Here is an 18,204-nt window from a genome sequence, read left to right as displayed (position 1 = left end):
GGGTCCGCCTTGACTGACGCAGTGACGCACCGGCCCATACGGGTCAACGCCATTCGGGACATCGTTGCCCTTGGCCTGCTCGTCCTCGGACTGCTACTGCCCTGGAATCTGCGGGTGGGTATCACGATTGGCATCCCCGGCGCTCTACTGTCGCTTCTTGTCCTCGCGACCCTGCTCTCGCTGACCGGGCTGGCGCTGACACATGTCGGCCCGTTGAGCACGCAAACCGAGAATGCCGATCACACCGCCGTCAACCGGGCGCGGTTGCTACTCAACGTTCCCTACCTGGTGATGGCCACGGGCTATGCGATCTATGCGGTCGTCCAGTCGTTCGCCACAGGGTCGTCGGTGGAGGTGCCCCCCGGGATCGGTCCCGGCGCCTACCTTGGTCTCGTCGGCGCTCTGCTTGCGGCACAGCCGATGTATGCGAGCGCAGCAAAGCAGCCAGCACCGCAACGCATGAAGTGGGTCCGCATTGCAACGGCTGTACTACTGGCCCTGGGCGCAGTGGCGGTCGTATACACGCTCTACCAGCGGACGCGGTTCGTCCTTCCAGGGCTGGGCGAGCCCGACATCGGCGCCCAGAACGCAACAGTCGCACTCACCGCGCTGCTGTATGCGGTTGTAGCGCTACTCCCGCTGATCATCGTGGCGCGGTGGATTTTCGCCGCCGCACCAGGTGGCAGCTTGGCCGCCGTGCTCATAGCAGCTTCGGTGCTGGTCGCCGGAACTCTGGTATGGATGCTGCCGGCTGGCCGCGAACTCGACGCATTCCACGGCATCTCGCAGAGCACATCAACCGCCGGCGTCGGCTACGAGGGCTTCCTCGCCTGGACTGTCACTGCCGCGCTCGTGGGGACATTCGTACTCACAGCGAGTCTTCGCCGGGCTGCATTCGGCGAATGGACCGCAGCGCTGCGAAAGGTGCTTCTGCTGGTCGCTGTATGGTGCGGGGGAACCGCCCTGATGCGGATTTCGGACGTGCTGACCAGCGCTGTGCTCGATCTTCCCACCCCGCCGTACAACGCCACCGCACTCATGGCTGCGGACCTGTTGGTTGCCGTGCTCGCGCTCTGGATCTTCGTCAACACCTCGACAAAGACCGGCATGCGGCCGGTGCTGGTCATCCTGCTCGGTGTCGTGATGGTCGGGCTCATCTGCCGTTTGGTGCTCGGGGTCGCACTCGTGCCGCGCGTACGCCCCTTCAATCCCACTGACATCAACGAGGTGTACGGCAACACCCTGGCTCAACAGATCACCGGCCTCTTCGATGTCGCGTTGTCCATTGCCGCGCTGACGCTGGTCGTCGCCGCTGTCATCTTCCTGAGCCGCTCCGGTTCGCCAACCGCGCGCCACAAACCTTTGAACCCGTCGCCGACCGTAACGACAGCCCAACCTCCACCCAGCGACCACACCGTGCCACCGAACGACATGTGGGCAGCGCCTGCCGCTAAGCCGACGATCGCCGTGCCCGCCGGACAGGCCGAGCCACCCGGCCTCCCCTCGAAAGATGCAGCCGCGCCTAGAGACCGAGCAAGTGAGGTCCTTGCCGAATCGACTCAGCGATTTGCCGCTGGCACCACCTATGGCGATCACCGGCGTGTCGATTCCCAGGAACCACATACACGCGACCGCTGAACAGGTCTACCGGTGAAAAGATTTCGCAGTCCTCTGCGCCCAAGAATGAAAGAGGTCTGCCGGTGACCGAATGGGGATGGTCGGTCGAGCTCAACGACACCAACCCCGACCCGAGAGTTGCTTGCGTCGCCCTGATCGACGTGTCCGGGTCAATGGAGGGTGCGCCTATCGCCGCTCTAGAGCGCGGCTTCGCGCACTTCACACGTTACCTACACAACGAGTCGCTGGCCAGCAAGCGGGTTGAGGTTGCGGTCGTCACCTTCGGTACTGCCGCCACCGTGCTGGTGCCGATGCAGGAGGCCCGCAATCTCCAACCACCGCGGTTTTCGGTTGGTGGTACCACCAACCTCGCGGCGGGAATCCACTTGGCACTCGACATCATTGAGGACCGCAAGAATGCCTACAAGAACGCCGGATTGCAGTACTACCGGCCGTGGATTCTGGTGATCACCGATGGAAGGCCGAACATCGAGGGATTCGACGCTGCCGTCGAACGACTCAATCAAGCCGAGACAAGCCGCAGCGTAACAGTTTTCGCTGTCGGCGCGGGACCCAAAGTGGACTACCAGGAATTGAGCCGGCTTTCGACACAGCGTAGCCCGGCCCCATTGGACGGGTTGAAGTTCGAGGAACTGTTCGAGTGGCTATCTGCCTCGCTGACGAACGTCTCACACTCCTCGGAGCACGCCCATACTGACGAAGATCTCGGCGGTATGGGTGAGCACATTCAACTGCCGTCCATCGCCGGTTGGGCCAAAGCGTGAGCACCCCCACGAGCGACGAACGCCCAGGCAGCTGGGAATGGGCCATGTGCGGCGCCTCCGTCGTCGGCGATATGCATCACCGCCGCGGCCTGGGTTGCGACGACGCTTACCGTTACGGCATCTCGGGTGGCCTCGTCGTAGCGGCTGTCGCTGACGGGGCAGGTTCAGTGAGCGGCACTTCGGCGTGGGGCTCCTATACGGCCTGCCAGAGCGTGGTACGCGATGCGCTGCGCGCGCAGTTCAGACGTGACTTCGTCACCGACCCCGCCGGTCATCCGGCGCAGATGCGATGGCTGTTCGAATGCGCGCTGGATCGCGTCCGCCGCCGTGCTGAGGCCATGAAGCTGGAACTGCCGCTGCTGTCGACGACCTTGAGCGTTGTCGTCGCTGATCGACGGCGCGCCGTCTTCGGCCAGATCGGTGACGGCGTCATCGCCGTAGAGACAGATCGCGGAATCAGCACAACGCTCATTGAGGCGAAGACCGATTACGCAAATGCAACGTGGTTCCTCCAGTCCGAAGACGCCTTTGCGTCAGCGTTTCGAACCGAGACGCTCACCGGTGTGACAGCGTTCGCGCTCAGTACGGACGGGATGAGTTACAAGATCACCGACATCACGACCGGTGAAGCCTACGAACCGTTCTTTCGAGGATCGTGGCGCCATGTGCGAGCGGGAACCAGTTCAGCACATTTCGCCGCGCTGCTTCGTGACATCGCCGATGACCAGACCGGTGATGACAAGACTATGGTGCTTTCGGCATTGCGCTGGGAGACAGACGAGTTCTTTCCGTCCGCACGTCCGGTGACGACAACGATCGTCGGTTCTCCGGCACCCAAAGTTCCCCACACCCGGACGCACCATTCAGCCCATGGGTGACAATGCGCTGTGGCTATCCGATGGCTCACCTCTCCATCTAGGACCGCCTTTGGCGGGCGCTACCGGTGAAGGTACAGTGCATGCTGTTCGCGGCCGACCTGATCTAGCCGCCAAGGTATTTCATGCCGGACTCGGCGGACTTTCCCAAAAACTCGACAAAGTTGCCGCCATGGTCGACTCGCCGCCACCAGGTGCAATTCAGCCCGACGGATTCATCGTGTTGACCTGGCCCCAGCAATTGTTGCTCGACGGTTCCCGGCCTGTCGGCTTCGTCATGCCGAGGATCGATACCAGTACCGCCGTCGAACTGCATACGATGAGCAACCCGTCCAACCGGATCGACCCGATGCCCTCGGCCCCGCAATGGACGCGCCATGCCACCTGGGGGCACCTCGTCAACGTCGCTGCCAACTTGTGCCTAGCAGTGGAGTCGGTACACCGCGTTGAGGCCGTGATCGGCGACTTTCAAGAACGCAATATTCTCGTCGCAGACACGACCCGGGTGACGCTCGTCGACTGTGACTCCATGCAATTCACTGATCGTGCTGGACGTCGGTATCTCTGCCCGGTCGGACGCCCAGAGTTCACAGCACCCGAACTCAGCGGTCTGAATCTACGCGAGCAGATGCGCGAGAAGCCGTCGGATTTGTTCGCCCTCGCCGTACACATCCACCAGCTGCTGATGGCCGGAAACCACCCCTTTCTGCGAGGACGATGGGTCGGCGAAGGCCCGCAGCCCGATGCCCTGTCCCTAGCGCGATCTGGTGATTGGGCGGGTGGACCTAACTCGCGGTTGCACACCCACCCGGTGGCCCCGCCGTTGGCTTTCTTGCCCACCGATATCCAGCAGTTGTTTGTCCGCGCTTTCAGCGGCGGAGCGACAAACCCGACGCTACGGCCCACAGCCACCGAATGGCGCCGTGCGCTGACGAGAATCCAACTGACACACTGCGTTCAGGCGATACACCAGGTTCCGGTCGGATGCGCGGTCTGCCCGTGGTGCACTATCGAGGACGAACGCGCCGCCCGCAGAGAGCATCAGAAATGGAGTCGAACGGCAAGTAGATCGCAGCAGAGCATCTCACGCGCCTCGGTGCCAGTCTCATCCCCGGGCGACAGGAGGCCACCCACTGCGTCCAAGCCTCCACCGGCCACCATCTTCGGATTGAGTCAGCGTACTTATCTGACCGTGCTCGCAGCCGTCGTGCTCGTCGTCGTACTGCTCGCCGTATTCATTGTTTGGGCACTGCTCAGCGGTGCGTCGACACTCTGAGCATTTACGTCGATGCCCCTCAGGAAGCGGGTGGCACATTCATCGCAGCCGGATCAGGCGACCAGCCGGTGGGGTCCACTCCGATGTCTATGGTCTTGCCTGCGGGACGGGTGATGACCTCCCCGGTGCTGAGATTGCGAAGGACGAACTCGTCGACGACAGGCGCTTCACTTCCTCCGCCTGAATACGCGATCGCAATCACGCCTTGCTGATCGAAACCTTGCCACCGTTTGCCATTCACAGCCAACGAGGCCAGGTTGACGTTGGCAGGCGGGCCGAGCGGATTGCCGGTTGCACAGTGCATCCTCGGTACACCGACCTGATCGATCAGCACTGCATTACCTGCCTGCAGTACCGCTTGGCGCGACGCTGGGTGTCCTTCACCGGGGGCAAACGCCGTGACCCAGGTGTCGGCGGTCAACACCGCCGGAGTCAGGGTGTTGAGATAATAGGGAATCCTCTCTGCTGCGACGTTGATCGCCTGGGCCCACTGCACTGACCGGTCCCGACGCGCATCGAGATAGTTGGCGGCCGCCGAGACGTCGCACTCAACTGCCTCACCGGTGGCGCCATACAGCCCTTGCTGGGTTCCAGGCACAACCCGCGCCCCGCGCACCGCCGAGCGAGGCAATTGTGTGACGAAGGAATCGATGTCGGTTGCGACGTTGTCGGTGATCTCTATCGGCGCGACGACCACCGACGGCATGAAGGAGTCGTCACCGGCAGCGTTGATCGGGATCAAAGTGACCTGGCCATGCTCATCGGTCCCGGTGCCGCCGATCAAGCCGCCCTTGTTGGCCAGGACGACCCCGACGAATGCGAGCAGAACGATGACGATGAGGGCCACACCAGAAAGGATGAGAACCCTGTCCGACCGAGGGTCCGCAGCGTCAGGCGAGTTCGGATCCACCCAGCCGACCCCTGGGTCATTCGGAGACAACGGAAACCGTGCCCTCGAACTTCTTCATATTGTCCTTCACATCAGCAAAACGGCTGTCGTTGGCTTTGTCGAACGCTGCGGCCGCGTCCGGATAACCCTGTTCGTGAACGTCCATGAATGTTCCGTCGTTCGGCGAATCGAAGGTGAAGACGTTGTCGCTGCGGGGAGCCACCAGCTCGGCTACGAACAACAGGGGCAGCAATTGCTTCGGAAGGACTCGGCCCAGAGGATTTGTGATCGTTCGAGCACCAGCTGCGACGACCTCCCCACCTGCCGGGACCGGATCCCCCTCGGCTCGAATATGCACCGTCGCGATCTTCGGATCATCAGCGCGGATGATCGGCGTCCCATACGTCATCAGGGTCGTCACGTTGTACTTTCCCGACGCGGCAATGTTCTGGGCATCCATCCCGCCTTGGCTGAAGCCGACGAGCATGACTTCGGTGTTCTTGCCGTCCGGTAGCTTGGCGAGTGCTTCGTCGATTTGACGGGTGATGCTTGGATCAACGTTGAGCACGCCCGTCGCCAGGGCAGCGGACCGACCAAAATCCCGACCATCGGCACTGCCCTGCCCCTTGAAGTAAACGATCAATCGCGTCTTGCCATCGGGGCCTACGACGCTCTCAATTCGAACTCCATCTGCGTCGCAGGTTGATTCGCCATAATCGTTCTTCTGATTGTTCCTCAGCCGCCGAAACATCTCCGCGGCGCCAGCTGACTTCCCGCTGCTAGCATTCTCCTGCTCGTCGGCGTTGCGGCGAATCACTTTCTCCGCATCACGCAGCGCTGATGCGGCTCTCGACAGTGCGTGGACGGAGGCACCGTTCCACTCGGATCGGAAACGCTGCGCATCCGCCCCACGCCACTGCATGCTGTTGACCAGAGAATGCAGACCTTTGGACGCGGAGTCCAGCTGTTCTGCACCCTTGGTCAACTGTGACGCCAACGTGCGCAACTGCGCGACGTCAGCCCCTTCCATGGCCATCCGCTAGTTACGTACCGGACGCCTGCTGCTGCTCCTGAGCATTCCGCTTGGCATTCTGCGATGCCGTCTGCAACGCACTCACGACCGTCTTGAGTTGCCCGACATACTGGCCCTGCCAGTCGGAACGAAACCGGTTCGCATCATTACCTCGCCATTCGACCGAATTGATCGCCGACGTCAGTTGCGAGATGACATTCTGGATCTCATTCGCCTTGTTGTTGAGCTGAGCAGCGAGTTGGTTGAGCTGTTCAACGTCTGCACCGACCATTGCCATGATATTTCTGCTTTCTCTGGATGAATGATGTTGTATGGCTTATCAGAAGATTGGCTGAGCGACCTGGACCCACACCCCCTTGCCCTTCTCTATCAACACGCCACGACCGGGCGGGAAATCATGTCGCCGGATGATGCCGATCGGGGTGTTGAGAAGTGAATCGGCCTCAACTCCGTTGGGCGACAGTAGCAACCCGCGACGTCCGGACTTGAATGGTTGCGCTAGTGTCCAAGCCTGCCCCCACGTCGACACTTCCGACTCGCCGACAATGAATGCTCTGCTGGCAGAAAGAGATTTGATCAGCGCTGCGAGTTCCATCTCGGCTTCGGATCCAGTGAACTCGGTAATGGACTCGACGACCAACATCAGATTGTCGGCGCCCGAGTCCGCACTGGACATCAACCGTCCAATCAGATCCGTGACTTCCCTACCACCGGTCGCACTGTTGGTGAACACCTCATGCTTGGCTATCGCCGAATATGCTGGAGCCAGATGAACAATGTGGGTATGCGGGCTGACCCTGCGCACTGACTGCGCCAGGGTGACAAGTGCAGTCGTACGGCCGCTGCCAGGTGGTCCGGTGAGCATCAGCAGACCTTGCGGCCGAATACCCACCGGTTGCAGGCTTTCGTCGGCGATTCCGATTGTGGGAATCCCGCCCACCGTCGCCGGCAGGGCGTCCAGATCGATGTGATCGGTCAGGCGTTGAACGGGTTCGGGGCTGACAAATCCCCTCGTGCGCATGCGTTCTGCCAGGTCCGCGATCGCCTTGGCCTGCCCGCCCACACTGTCGTCTCCGCCGAATACAGCGACCTGGACCTCGTTGCCGGCGATGATGCCCCGGCCAGGCGGGGAGTTCGCCGACAGGATGTCGTGCGGTTCACCTGTCAACAGGTAATCCTCGTCTGAGGCCAGTCGCAGAGTCAGACGACGCTGCATCAGCGACGCCAACGACGTCGACAGCGCACCCGGTCGGTCGGCGGCTAGCACGACGTGCACCCCCAACCTTCGTCCCTCGCTGACGACCTGGTTGAACATCGCAAAATGCGAAGAATGCCCTACGTGCTCGTAGGCATCGCGGAAGGCGCCTACACCGTCGACGAGAAGCAGAATCCGCGGCTCACTGGGATCCACACCCTTTCGGTATCCGGTGAGGTCGGATACGTTGGCGCTAGTAAACTTTCGTGCGCGGTCATCCAGGATGCCGACCAACCTGCGTAATACTCGGCCAATCCGCTCATCGTCCTCTCCGTCGACAATGGCCGCGACATGTGGAAGTGCCTCGAGCATTCGCAAGCTGCCCGACGAGAAGTCGAATCCGTATACATGTGTTGGGCCCTCCGCTGTCAACGCCGCCGAGATCGCGAGTGTTCGGAGCACTGTCGACTTGCCCGAACCGCTGGTACCGACAATGGCGAGATTGCCTTGGTCTGGTTCGTAAGTCGCCACCGGTTGTTGCTGATGCTCTGGCAGGTCGAGTCGACCGAGGACCAGGTGTCCGGCCGGCGCCGGGATGGACTCCAACGCGTAGGTGGACAGCAGCGGCGGCAGCCACGGTCGGCGCGGTGCGGGAATCCGCAGCTGATCCGATGCGGACACGACATTGCTGACGATTCGACTAATGTCATTCGGTCCTGCAGCCGGCCGGGCAGCGTTGGCCACCTGGGTATTCCATGGCCGGCGGCGCCCGAAGACAAACTCCCAGATGTCAATCGGTGCGCTGTCAGGTTGGTCCCCGGTCCACCCTCCAACGTAGCCGGCTTGGAAAGTTGTCAGTCGGCCTGGACCGGTCTTAGCCACAGCGCGGCCAGGAATTTCCGGTGCAAAATGTGCAGCCAGGGGATCTCCGACGACGTCGAGTGAGTCATCGACATCGTTGAGCCGCAGAGCAATCCGAAGATTTGTGTTTGCCCGCAAGTTGTCCTTGATGACACCAGCGGGGCGTTGCGTGGCAAGAATGAGATGCAGGCCAAGTGAGCGACCCCGTTGCGCCACGTCGATGACACCATCGACGAACTCGGGAATCTCGGTGGCCAGAGCAGCGAACTCGTCGACGATGATCACCAAAGCGGGAGGGGTTTCGGGGTCACCGGTCTGTTCTAGCGACACCAGATCCTTGACACGCTTGACATTCAGCAGCTCCTCGCGCCGCTTGATCTCGGCGCGCAGCGAGGTCAGGGCTCGTCTGACCAAATGTGGCGACAAGTCGGTGACCAGACCGACTGTGTGCGGCAACTGCGCACACTCTGCGAACGCGGTGCCACCCTTGTAATCGACCAGGAGGAAGGTCAACCGATCCGGGCTGTTAGCGGTGGCCATCCCCAGCATCCACGACTGCAGAAACTCACTCTTTCCTGACCCGGTGGTGCCTCCCACCAAGGCGTGTGGTCCGTGCTCACGCAAATCCAGGTAGAAGTCCTGCAAGCCGGTGGAACCCACCAACGCACCCAGTGCCGCAGGTTTACTTGTCGGCTTTTTCGAAGAGCCGTCGCGCGGGGTGACCGACTCGTTGGATATCCACAGGCGGCTCACAACCGATGGGTCGGACGCGATGCCCGTACCCGAGAGACTCAGGTACGACACCGAACGCGGCAGGTCGGTGTCGTCCTCGACAGCGGCTCCGACATCAACCACCGGAGCCAACAACAGTGCCACCTGTCGAGCGTCGGCAACATCGATGGCATCACAGGCGACCGGGAAGGTGTGCCGACCATGGCGCACCTCACCGACGGTCGATCCGGACTGTGCATTCTCGATAAGGACAAAGGTTCGACAGGCAGCAGGCAAGCTGGTGACCTGCGTGGCTACCCAGATCACATGCACGCCTACCGCGGCGCCGTGTTCAGCGAGACGGCTCAGCCGCGAGCGGTCGATCGGGGCGGTGTCGTCGACCAGAACGACTACCGCGGGCAGCACGAGCGGCGCACGCGTGTCGGTAGCGGTGCTGTCGTCGGTGATGACACCGAAGGTCGACGCTGGACCAGGTGAGTTATCGCCGACGCGCGCCTTCACAAGGTCCTCAAGCCGTGAAAGCAGGGCAATACCGCCATTGGCGCTGTCGGTCAGGTGATTTCCCGACAAGGGGCTGTACACCGAGCCCGCATGAGGCAGCCATTCCAACCATTCCCACGACGTGCGCGACTGCTGCGATGCAAAGGCGGTGATGGTCAGCTCGGATGGCGAGTGCAGTGCGATCAGCTGCAAGATGACTCCCCGAGCGACACCGTCGACGACGCCGCGCGGACCACACACCCCGAATGCACCGCATTCGCGGAGATCAGCGACCACCGGAACGTCACTGATCAGAGCGAACTGCTCGCACAGGTCGGTTAGTTGTTTGACGTACTCGGGTTCAGCATCGCCGTCGCGGGACAACTCCACGCTGCAGCGCGATGGCGAGTCACCTAGACCTATTCTCAAGGTGAGAAACTCGGGGTGTTCGGGACGGTGTGTCCAAAGAAGCGGACCGAGTCGATGGATAGCTTCGACCACCTCGCTCAAAGCCGGAGTTTCGCCACGTCGGACCGCGCGCTCCACCTGCTGAGCAGTCGTCAGGTCTGCAGCAAGATGGCGCAGAGACTCGGCGAACCGCCGGACATCCGCGGCGTACCTCTTCTTCGCCTGGAACCTGGTGTCGAAGTACATGCCCAGCATCAGGAGCGGGCTGAGCGCGATGAACACTACCGACAGTAGGCTGCGAGTGACTGCGAACAAGCCCAATCCAAGGACCAGTGGCAACACCATCGATACGACCGGGAAGTGGGCCGGCTCCGGAGGTTTCGGCGGCTTCGGAGCGGCGAGAACACGCTTGCCGAATCTGGCTACCACCCGGGGAGATCGGTTGAATTCTATTGCGACACTGTCGGCTTGGCCTGCCCCGGACCTGACAGTATGAAGGATGGCCACCGACGTTGCACCAAGCACCACCACGTCGGAGGAGCCCACGACCGCACGCTGCACGGGGCGTCCTCCGATCTGGACACCCGTCGGGCCGGCGAGGTTCGATATCTCGATGCTCTCACCGACACTGATCGCTGCATGGACATCGACGATCTGAGGATCGCGCAATTGCACATCACTACGAGGGCCGCGGCCGATGACTGAGTTGCCCGGTGCCAGTGAGAACTCTCGGCCCACATCCGGACCCTCGAGGACCCGCAAGACGGCCACCGAGCGCCCCCGTCTGGTGCGGGAAACGCCCGGGGGCGCCGCCGCGAGACTCACCATCGACCCCGACCGCATGCCTGACTCGATGAGGCTGCGCGTTGGGTCCAACGCACGACCCTGAAGCGCATTGTCGAAAGCAACCTGCTCAAGTTTGAGCGTCAATCCGCCTTGCACCCGCATAGACCGGCTATCCGGATCGCCGGTTGCCAATGCCGTGGCAAGATCCCCAACCGAGGCGGTGGCATCGGCGGTGACGGCTACCTGCGCGCGGCTGCCGTCGTCACGGCGCAAGATCAACTTGAGCTGCACTAGGCACGCCCCGATACATCGCGCGGTAGTGGTCCGGTGACCTTGTTCAAACCGCGGTCAGCGGTACGCCGAAACACCGGAACCTGCTTCTTACCCAGTGGATTTGCACCCTGCACGACATCAATCACGGTGAGGCCAGACGCTCTGTCGTGAAATCCGTCGCACGGCATCTCGTTGATGACCGTGGGCAGTGCCGCCAATCCTGCGCTGACACCAAACACAGCGCCCCGCGTGAGACAAGCCAGCAAACCTGGGGCCTGGTTGTCGCCGGCCCGCACCAGTCGCAGCCCCAGCATCGACTTTCCGAATGTCATGCCGGTGAGCCCCTGCCATATTTGCATCCACAACCAGACCGCGACGAAGGCGACCGGCACTACGGTATACACGATCTGGGCGACACCGAGGACGGCCCCGGCGATCGCCAACGGCAGTGCGGGGCTGAGCATTACCGCCAAGTCGAGCAAGTAGCTGACACAGCGCACACCACGACCGGCGCCCACGACGTGATCGACGGTGGAAGGCGCGGTGTACGCCGGCAGTTCCGGAAGTACACGCGGTGCCGGATTGGGATGTTGATAACCGCGGTTGGTCACCGCTTGTCCGCAGGTTGCGCAGAACGGGGCATTGACCCGCAAGGGCGACCCGCAATGACGGCAGCTGCCGTCATGCGCGTCGGACGACCCTTGCACCATGTTTGCTCCATTCGCAGCTTCCGTTGTGGAGACTACAAAACACTGATCGCTGCCGGCGTGGTTCGTTCGGACGACATCCTTCGCAGAGAATCGGAAATGGGGCCACCACCTAACCACCCGTGTATGTCCTACGAACGTACGATTGACGGACCTACCGAGTCGCGCACATAATTATCGGCCGCTTCGTACAGCGTGGTGCAATCGCTGCGCGGGCACGACATCATCCACGCGATGTGGCCGAGGAGCTGAAATGTCACCGCCTCTGGGTTCCACCGGTCATGGCTGACCGTCGACTCCCGCCGAGCAAGTATGCCGCCGGCCATACGGTGGGATCCGCAGCAATCATGCCGCCGAAAAGCTCTGCTCCCCTCGGCTCGACTGGTAGCCGACGTGACCGCGCCCAACCAGTGCGCACGGTCGTACACACTTCGACAAACAAGCTCGCCCTCACTTCCTTCATCCTGTTGGTGTTGCTCGGCCCGGTCGCCGCTCCTGCGGCGCTGCCCCTGGCGTTCGTGGCACAGCGCCAGTGCGTGCGTTCCGCACAGCACGGCGCCGGACTGGCGAAGACCTCGGTGCTTATCGGCGTGGCCTATTTGGTATTCGCCGGGATCGTTGCGCTTTTGCTGTTGCTCGTGCCCACCTGAAGACGCGTTCATGAGCGTGAACCAGTGAGCATTGGCGTCGGTATGAACGCCGGGAGATCGCTGCCGACGACGCTCTCACTGGCGATTCGTTCAGAGTTCACCGGGTCCGAGAATGCCGTCCTCGATGGCACGAGCCAACAGAGCAGATTTCGTTGGCGCCGGCCGACCTACCAACGCATACTTTGCGCGCGCTCGCTGCAGGTGGGTGCGGACCGTGGTCGGCGCGATGAAGAGCTGTCGTCCGACCAGATCCTTACTCTCGGTCTGGAACCAGGCGACGAGTACCTCGCGCTCGCGCTCGGACAATTTGACCCGGCCCAGGGTGCTGTCGTTCAACAGCGCACGACCCATCCTCGGCGCCACGTACGGTGATGCGCTGTCTGCTTCGTGGATGGCGTCAATCAGATGCCGCTTACCCTCTGATTTGACCAGGTACGTTGACGCCCCCAGGTCCAGGCACGTCAGGATCACCTCGTCAGCGGTCATGTTCGAATAGACGATTACTCGCTGGCCACGTTCACCCAACTGCCGCACCACATCGAAATCAGGCCGCATCGAGTCGAACTGCAGATCGAGAACGACGACGTCCGGCTCGACAGCGCGGGCATCGGTCAGATAGTCCGACGGCCGGCGATAACTGCCAATCACCTCGATTTCGGGATCGGCGTCGGCGCACCAGGCCGCGATACCAGCGTGCACGACATCATGCTCGTCGATGATGGCAACGGTCGTGGCGGTCGACCGCACCTGCCCGTCAAGGGTCAATCGACCGCCCCCTTTTGCCCGCCGCGATGAGTTGTTCCACTGCACAATAATGCTGATCAACCAACAGACTCATGCCATTCCATCATCACCGCAGCGCTTCGGCGTCGCAAAGCGGTCAGCCGATGGACCCGCCGGCCGTGTCGGTCAGTGGAACGACAGTAATCCGCGTGGAATCCTGGTCTGATAGACCTAGCATCAAAGTCCGCCCGTTCGCGGGTAGCAGTCCGGAGGGTAGAGATCTATGGGGATGGTCGGTGCCGACGTCGACCAACTACGCGCCCTCGCGCGCAACCTGACCCAAGCGGCTGAACGCCTGGAGAACATGACTGGTGAAGTCAATAGTCGGCTCTCGAGCACCCCGTGGCGCGGCCAGGATTCGATGCAGTTCCGCGCCCAATGGCAGGGTCAATCGCTCGGCCTGGTGCGCGGCGTGGTCAGCGGGTTACGGGATGCGGCAGCGCAGGTCGAACGCAATGCCAGCGAGCAGGAACAAGCCAGCGCGCAGAACGGTGACCGTGCTGGCCTGGGCGGGCTAATCACCCCCAGAGGGTCACTGGCTCCGCAATTCGGTCTGTTGCCGCCCGACCTCTTCAACCGGTTTTTCGGTGATCCTCTGACACCCTTCACCAACATCCGGGACTTCCTCAACACCACTCCAACATGGCCCATTACCTGGGGCACGGTCATCGACACGCTCACCCCACTGGGCCCGGTGCTGCCGGTACTTGATGCGCTCGGGCTGGCCGGCGACACCACCCTCAGCCCCGACGAGAAGATCGTCTCGGCCGGCAACGCGCTGACCGATCTGGGCGGCAGCGTCCTCAAGAGTGCTGCGCCGGGTCCGGTCGGCTACCTTTCCGGCATCGCTGTTGCTCAGTGGGGCGATGTCGCCGCGCAGGTCGCACAGGCCGACTTCAGTCCCGCTGCGTTGGAAACTACCGGCAACTACATCGCATCTGATCCCGCGGGCGCATTCAAAGCGGCCGCTGGAGCGATTGTCGGCTACGTGCCCAAACTGATCTCGAACATCCTTCCCTAGCCAGGAGTCTGTATGGAAGAAACCGCGCTACTCACCGATGACGAGATCGTCGCAATTTGCGCAGCCGACGGCCGACCGTGGCCGCTCAGTCTGGCGACGGTCGGAACGACGACCGAGGAACTGACGCGCGCCGGAGTCCGCGGAATGCGGTCGTTGATGGTGCGCCGGCTCACCGGCAGCAACGCCGATGCGCCGGGTGTGCGCCCGAACGCACTGATCGCCCGCGATGTGGCGGCTTTCCTTGACGCGCCGTATCGGGTTGGTGCATACATCGCACCCCGATCCGATCATTCGGTGCTGGCTGGCGCCGCTGTGACAGCCGCGAAATCCGACGACGGCTGGGTTCTCGACACCGTTACAGCGGCGGGGGTACATGCGCTGCGCGCCGCCACCCCGGAGGAGGCCGAGGACGCGATCCTTGCTCTCGCTCAATCTGCCTATAGCGGCGAGCTTTTCGCGGACATCGATGACGTTGATCAATGGGCTTGCGTTGTGCGCTTCGGCGTTCACGCCCAAGACGCCGTCGTGATCACACCCGGAAAAGTATCCGGCACAGTCGAGGGACAGAGCGTGACGTCGTGGGATCCGGCAGTCATCCGTCGCGGCTTCCCCCCAGCGTGACATGATTTGTCGGCACCGATCGCACCACAACCGCCCGACGCTATCCCTGAAAGACCTCGCGTAGGAGCAGCGCAGCCATCGGTGAGCGCAGTAACCCACTATCCTGCGTGCGTGCATGACGATCTGTGGGACGCCGCCACCCGACACCGCTTCCTCGATCAGGTGCGGGAAGGCACCATCGACAACGCGGACTTCGACCGCTGGCTGGTCCAGGACGCGTTGTTCATCGCCGACCTTCTCCCATTCCAGGCGCGGCTGCTGGCGCGCGCACACCGGTCCGCGCAGTCCACGCTGGCCGCCGGGTGTAGCGCGCTGGTCGACGAACTCGACTGGTTCGACGAACAGGCGGCCCACCGCGGGATCGACCTGAACCAGCCTCCGTTACCGGCCACGCTGGCCTATCGGGGGCTTCTGCAACGACTTGACACCTCCGCGTTCGACAGCGCTCTCACCGCACTGTGGGTCATCGAAGAGGTCTACCTTCGCGCGTGGACCACGGCGAAGTCCGAGTCCTCGCCCTTCGGCGAATTCATCACGCACTGGACCGATCCCGGCTTCGCCGCCTACGTGCGAAACCTCCACGACCTGGCTACCCCGGACGATCACGCCGAGGTGATCGCCGAGGTGCTCACTCTCGAAATCGCCTTCTGGGACATGGCGCTGACCACGAACTGAGCGTCGCTCACTCCCACTCGATAGTGCCCGGCGGCTTGCTGGTGATGTCGAGCACGACCCTGTTGACCTCGCGCACCTCGTTGGTGATCCGTGTCGAGATGCGTTCTAGCACTTCGAAGGGCACCCGGGTCCAGTCCGCAGTCATGGCGTCCTCGCTGGAAACCGGGCGCAATACGATGGGGTGACCGTATGTTCGCCCATCACCCTGCACACCCACCGACCGGACATCGGCCAGCAGCACCACCGGACACTGCCAGATCTGGTGGTCCAACCCGGCCGACGTAAGCTCCTCGCGCGCAATGGCATCCGCGCGGCGCAGGGTGTCCAATCGGTCGGCGGTGACCTCACCGACAATCCGGATACCCAGGCCCGGCCCCGGGAAGGGCTGGCGGGCAACGATGTCCTCGGGCAGACCCAGCTCGCGACCGACGGCGCGCACCTCGTCTTTGAACAGCAGCCGCAACGGCTCGACGAGGGCGAACTTCAGGTCCCCGGGCAGGCCGCCGACATTGTGGTGGCTCTTGATGTTCGCCGTGCCCGAGCCTCCGCCGGATTCCACGACGTCGGGATACAACGTGCCCTGCACCAGAAACTCGACTTCCCCGTCGAGGGCTCCCAGGGTATCGCGCACCGCGCCCTCGAAGGCTCGGATGAACTCACGACCGATGATCTTGCGTTTACCCTCCGGGTTGGTGACTCCCGACAGCGCCTCCAGGAAGCGTTCGGCGACATCGACGGTCACCAGGTTGGCGCCGGTTGCGGCGACGAAGTCGCGCTGCACCTGTGCGCGCTCGCCCGCGCGGAGCAGGCCATGGTCGACGAACACACAGGTCAATCGATCCCCGATGGCCCGCTGCACCAGCGCGGCGGCCACCGCCGAGTCGACCCCACCGGAGAGTCCGCAGATGGCCCGACCCTCACCGATCTGAGCGCCAACCTGCTCGATGAGCGCGTCGGCGATATTGGCCGGAGTCCACGTCGCGTCGATCCCGGCGAACTCGTGAAGGAAGCGACTCAGCACCTGCTGGCCGTGCGGGCTGTGCATGACCTCGGGGTGGTACTGCACACCGGCCAACCGACGCTCGCGATTCTCGAACGCTGCGACCGGCGCCCCGGAGCTGGAGGCCACCACCTCGAAGCCGTCGGGTGCGACGGTCACCGCGTCGCCGTGGCTCATCCACACCGGTTGCGTCTCCGGGAGATCCGAATGCAATTGCCCGCCGGCAACTCTGAGCTCGGTGCGGCCGTACTCGCTGGTTCCGGTCTGCGCGACGGTGCCACCGAGTGCCTGCGCCATGGCCTGAAAGCCGTAGCAGATGCCGAACACCGGGACGTCGAGTTCGAACAGTGCGGGGTCGAGTTGCGGAGCACCGTCGGCGTACACACTGGCCGGCCCCCCGGACAGCACCACGGCCCGGGGATTGCGCGCTGCGATCTCGTCCACCCCAGCAGTGTGCGGCACTACCTCGGAGTAAACCCGCGCCTCGCGCACCCGGCGCGCGATCAGCTGGGCATATTGCGCGCCGAAATCGACGACCAGGACGGGGCGGGGGGTTGCAGCTTCCACCCGGTGGAGTCTAGTGAGGCAACGATGGCTGTGGTCACCGGCGCGCCCCCGGGCGGCACCCTGGCACCGCGTCTCCTCGTTGACCAACCGTCACCCCACGTAAGACGGCCGCTGAAGCGTTGGCGCTGCCGGTGACCACATCCCCCGACGCTCACACGGTAATTCGCATCGCCCCATGCCGTCTGTCGCCCAAACGTACGAAACCGCCGTTCACAGGTCGTTGAGACTCAAGATCCCGTCTTCGATCGCGCGGGCCAGCAGCGCAGACTTTGTCGGCGCCGGCCGCCCCACACTGGCGTACTTCGCCCGAGCCCGCTGAAGGTGCGTGCGGACGGTTGTCGGCGCAATGAACAGCCGTTTGGCGACCAGTTCCTTGCTCTCGGTCTGGAACCACGCCACCAGGACCTGCTTTTCACGCTCCGAAAGCTTGATCCGCCCCAGGGTGTTGTCGTTGAGGAGTGCCTTGCCCATTCGTGGACCGACGTAGGGCGTCGCAGCATGCGCGGCGTGGACGGCGTCGATGAGGTGGCGCTTGCCCTCCGACTTCGCCAGGTACGTCACGGCCCCCAGCTCAAGGCAGGTCAAGATAACCTCGTCAGCGGTGATGTGGGAGTACACGATGACCCGCTTCTCGCCATCGGAGAGTCGACGCAAGGCTTCGAAATCGGGGCGATTGCCCTCGATCTGTAGGTCCAGCAGGACCACGTCGGCATCGATAGCGCCCCGGCTACTGGCGGCGAAGTACTCGGACGGCTCGAGGAAACAACCTACGACCTCGATCGGTGGTTCGGTCTCGGCGCACCACGCCTGAACACCAGCGTGCACGACATCGTGGTCGTCGATGATTGCGATTCGGACCGCACCCCCGCGGGACATCCCCTACCCTCTCCGAGCTCGCAAACTCTGTCGAGCGCGTCAGTTACCTGCCGGGTAATTTAAGCGCAGGCGCTCCCCGGTGCGACAGAGACCT

16 protein-coding genes are annotated in these 18,204 nt (G+C 63.0%); 8 read left to right on the top strand and 8 right to left on the bottom strand.

Annotated elements, in window-relative coordinates:
• Window positions 1-9 precede the first annotated feature (9 nt).
• The 4 genes from KXD98_RS05580 to KXD98_RS05565 all read left to right on the top strand — a co-directional run bounded on the left by KXD98_RS05580 (window position 10) and on the right by KXD98_RS05565 (window position 4,553).
• Window positions 10-1,638 (top strand): hypothetical protein, encoded by a 1,629-nt coding sequence (locus KXD98_RS05580; protein ID WP_260762269.1) that lies wholly within the window; start codon window positions 10-12, stop codon window positions 1,636-1,638.
• A gap of 62 nt (window positions 1,639-1,700) precedes the next feature.
• Window positions 1,701-2,402, top strand: coding sequence for a VWA domain-containing protein (locus KXD98_RS05575; protein ID WP_260762268.1), 702 nt, complete (start codon window positions 1,701-1,703; stop codon window positions 2,400-2,402).
• The gene (locus KXD98_RS05570; RefSeq protein ID WP_260762267.1) at window positions 2,399-3,280 is read left to right on the top strand and encodes a PP2C family serine/threonine-protein phosphatase; all 882 of its coding nucleotides are present in this window, start codon (window positions 2,399-2,401) and stop codon (window positions 3,278-3,280) included. The genes KXD98_RS05575 and KXD98_RS05570 overlap by 4 nt, the downstream gene beginning before the upstream one ends.
• Window positions 3,273-4,553, top strand: a complete 1,281-nt coding sequence (locus KXD98_RS05565) for a hypothetical protein (protein WP_260762265.1) — start codon at window positions 3,273-3,275, stop codon at window positions 4,551-4,553. Before KXD98_RS05570 ends, KXD98_RS05565 begins: the two co-directional genes overlap by 8 nt.
• Before the next feature lie 19 nt (window positions 4,554-4,572).
• Here the strand turns inward: KXD98_RS05565 and KXD98_RS05560 are convergent, their stop codons facing one another.
• From KXD98_RS05560 to KXD98_RS05540, 5 genes are all read right to left on the bottom strand, one after another.
• Window positions 4,573-5,337 carry a DUF6777 domain-containing protein gene (locus tag KXD98_RS05560; RefSeq protein WP_260762263.1) on the bottom strand — a complete coding sequence of 255 codons (765 nt, stop codon included), beginning with the start codon at window positions 5,335-5,337 and terminating at the stop codon, window positions 4,573-4,575.
• A gap of 142 nt (window positions 5,338-5,479) precedes the next feature.
• Window positions 5,480-6,478: a hypothetical protein gene (locus tag KXD98_RS05555; protein ID WP_260762261.1), complete on the bottom strand. Its 999-nt coding sequence runs from the start codon at window positions 6,476-6,478 to the stop codon at window positions 5,480-5,482.
• Window positions 6,479-6,485: 7 nt separating this feature from the next.
• On the bottom strand, window positions 6,486-6,752 hold the full coding sequence (locus KXD98_RS05550) for a WXG100 family type VII secretion target (protein WP_260762260.1): 267 nt from the start codon (window positions 6,750-6,752) through the stop codon (window positions 6,486-6,488).
• Window positions 6,753-6,794: 42 nt separating this feature from the next.
• Window positions 6,795-11,228, bottom strand: coding sequence for an FtsK/SpoIIIE domain-containing protein (locus KXD98_RS05545; RefSeq protein ID WP_260762259.1), 4,434 nt, complete (start codon window positions 11,226-11,228; stop codon window positions 6,795-6,797).
• Entirely contained in the window at window positions 11,228-11,821 is a 594-nt protein-coding gene (locus tag KXD98_RS05540; RefSeq protein WP_260762258.1) for an RDD family protein, read from the bottom strand. The genes KXD98_RS05545 and KXD98_RS05540 overlap by 1 nt, the downstream gene beginning before the upstream one ends.
• Window positions 11,822-12,153: 332 nt before the next feature.
• Here KXD98_RS05540 and KXD98_RS05535 point away from each other — a divergent pair, with 332 nt between their 5' ends.
• Window positions 12,154-12,567: a hypothetical protein gene (locus KXD98_RS05535; protein ID WP_260762257.1), complete on the top strand. Its 414-nt coding sequence runs from the start codon at window positions 12,154-12,156 to the stop codon at window positions 12,565-12,567.
• 90 nt (window positions 12,568-12,657) lie between these two features.
• Here the strand turns inward: KXD98_RS05535 and KXD98_RS05530 are convergent, their stop codons facing one another.
• Window positions 12,658-13,314, bottom strand: coding sequence for a response regulator transcription factor (locus tag KXD98_RS05530; protein ID WP_260762256.1), 657 nt, complete (start codon window positions 13,312-13,314; stop codon window positions 12,658-12,660).
• A gap of 259 nt (window positions 13,315-13,573) precedes the next feature.
• Here KXD98_RS05530 and KXD98_RS05525 point away from each other — a divergent pair, with 259 nt between their 5' ends.
• From KXD98_RS05525 to KXD98_RS05515, 3 genes are all read left to right on the top strand, one after another.
• On the top strand, window positions 13,574-14,371 hold the full coding sequence (locus tag KXD98_RS05525; RefSeq protein ID WP_260762254.1) for a WXG100 family type VII secretion target: 798 nt from the start codon (window positions 13,574-13,576) through the stop codon (window positions 14,369-14,371).
• A gap of 12 nt (window positions 14,372-14,383) precedes the next feature.
• A complete protein-coding gene (locus KXD98_RS05520) occupies window positions 14,384-14,992 on the top strand; it encodes a hypothetical protein (protein WP_260762252.1) in 609 nt (202 codons plus the stop codon).
• Window positions 14,993-15,103: 111 nt separating this feature from the next.
• Window positions 15,104-15,667 carry a TenA family transcriptional regulator gene (locus KXD98_RS05515; RefSeq protein WP_260762251.1) on the top strand — a complete coding sequence of 188 codons (564 nt, stop codon included), beginning with the start codon at window positions 15,104-15,106 and terminating at the stop codon, window positions 15,665-15,667.
• Window positions 15,668-15,674: 7 nt separating this feature from the next.
• Here the strand turns inward: KXD98_RS05515 and guaA are convergent, their stop codons facing one another.
• Both guaA and KXD98_RS05505 read right to left on the bottom strand, forming a co-directional pair.
• Entirely contained in the window at window positions 15,675-17,234 is a 1,560-nt protein-coding gene (gene guaA, locus KXD98_RS05510; protein WP_260762250.1) for a glutamine-hydrolyzing GMP synthase, read from the bottom strand.
• A gap of 210 nt (window positions 17,235-17,444) precedes the next feature.
• Window positions 17,445-18,110 (bottom strand): response regulator transcription factor, encoded by a 666-nt coding sequence (locus KXD98_RS05505; protein WP_260762249.1) that lies wholly within the window; start codon window positions 18,108-18,110, stop codon window positions 17,445-17,447.
• Between the last annotated feature and the right edge of the window lie 94 nt (window positions 18,111-18,204).

This window comes from Mycobacterium sp. SMC-4 (genome assembly GCF_025263265.1).
Classification (GTDB): domain Bacteria; phylum Actinomycetota; class Actinomycetes; order Mycobacteriales; family Mycobacteriaceae; genus Mycobacterium.
This window is presented reverse-complemented; position numbering and strand designations above follow the sequence as displayed.

What these genes read in the sequence shown, in the direction of transcription:
- KXD98_RS05565 (WP_260762265.1), top strand. Translation starts at nt 3,273, where the DNA reads ATGGGTGACAATGCGCTGTGGCTATCCGATGGCTCACCTCTCCATCTA.
- KXD98_RS05525 (WP_260762254.1), top strand. Translation starts at nt 13,574, where the DNA reads ATGGGGATGGTCGGTGCCGACGTCGACCAACTACGCGCCCTCGCGCGC.
- KXD98_RS05555 (WP_260762261.1), bottom strand. Translation starts at nt 6,478, where the DNA reads ATGGCCATGGAAGGGGCTGACGTCGCGCAGTTGCGCACGTTGGCGTCA.
- KXD98_RS05520 (WP_260762252.1), top strand. Translation starts at nt 14,384, where the DNA reads ATGGAAGAAACCGCGCTACTCACCGATGACGAGATCGTCGCAATTTGC.
- KXD98_RS05550 (WP_260762260.1), bottom strand. Translation starts at nt 6,752, where the DNA reads ATGGCAATGGTCGGTGCAGACGTTGAACAGCTCAACCAACTCGCTGCT.
- KXD98_RS05505 (WP_260762249.1), bottom strand. Translation starts at nt 18,110, where the DNA reads ATGTCCCGCGGGGGTGCGGTCCGAATCGCAATCATCGACGACCACGAT.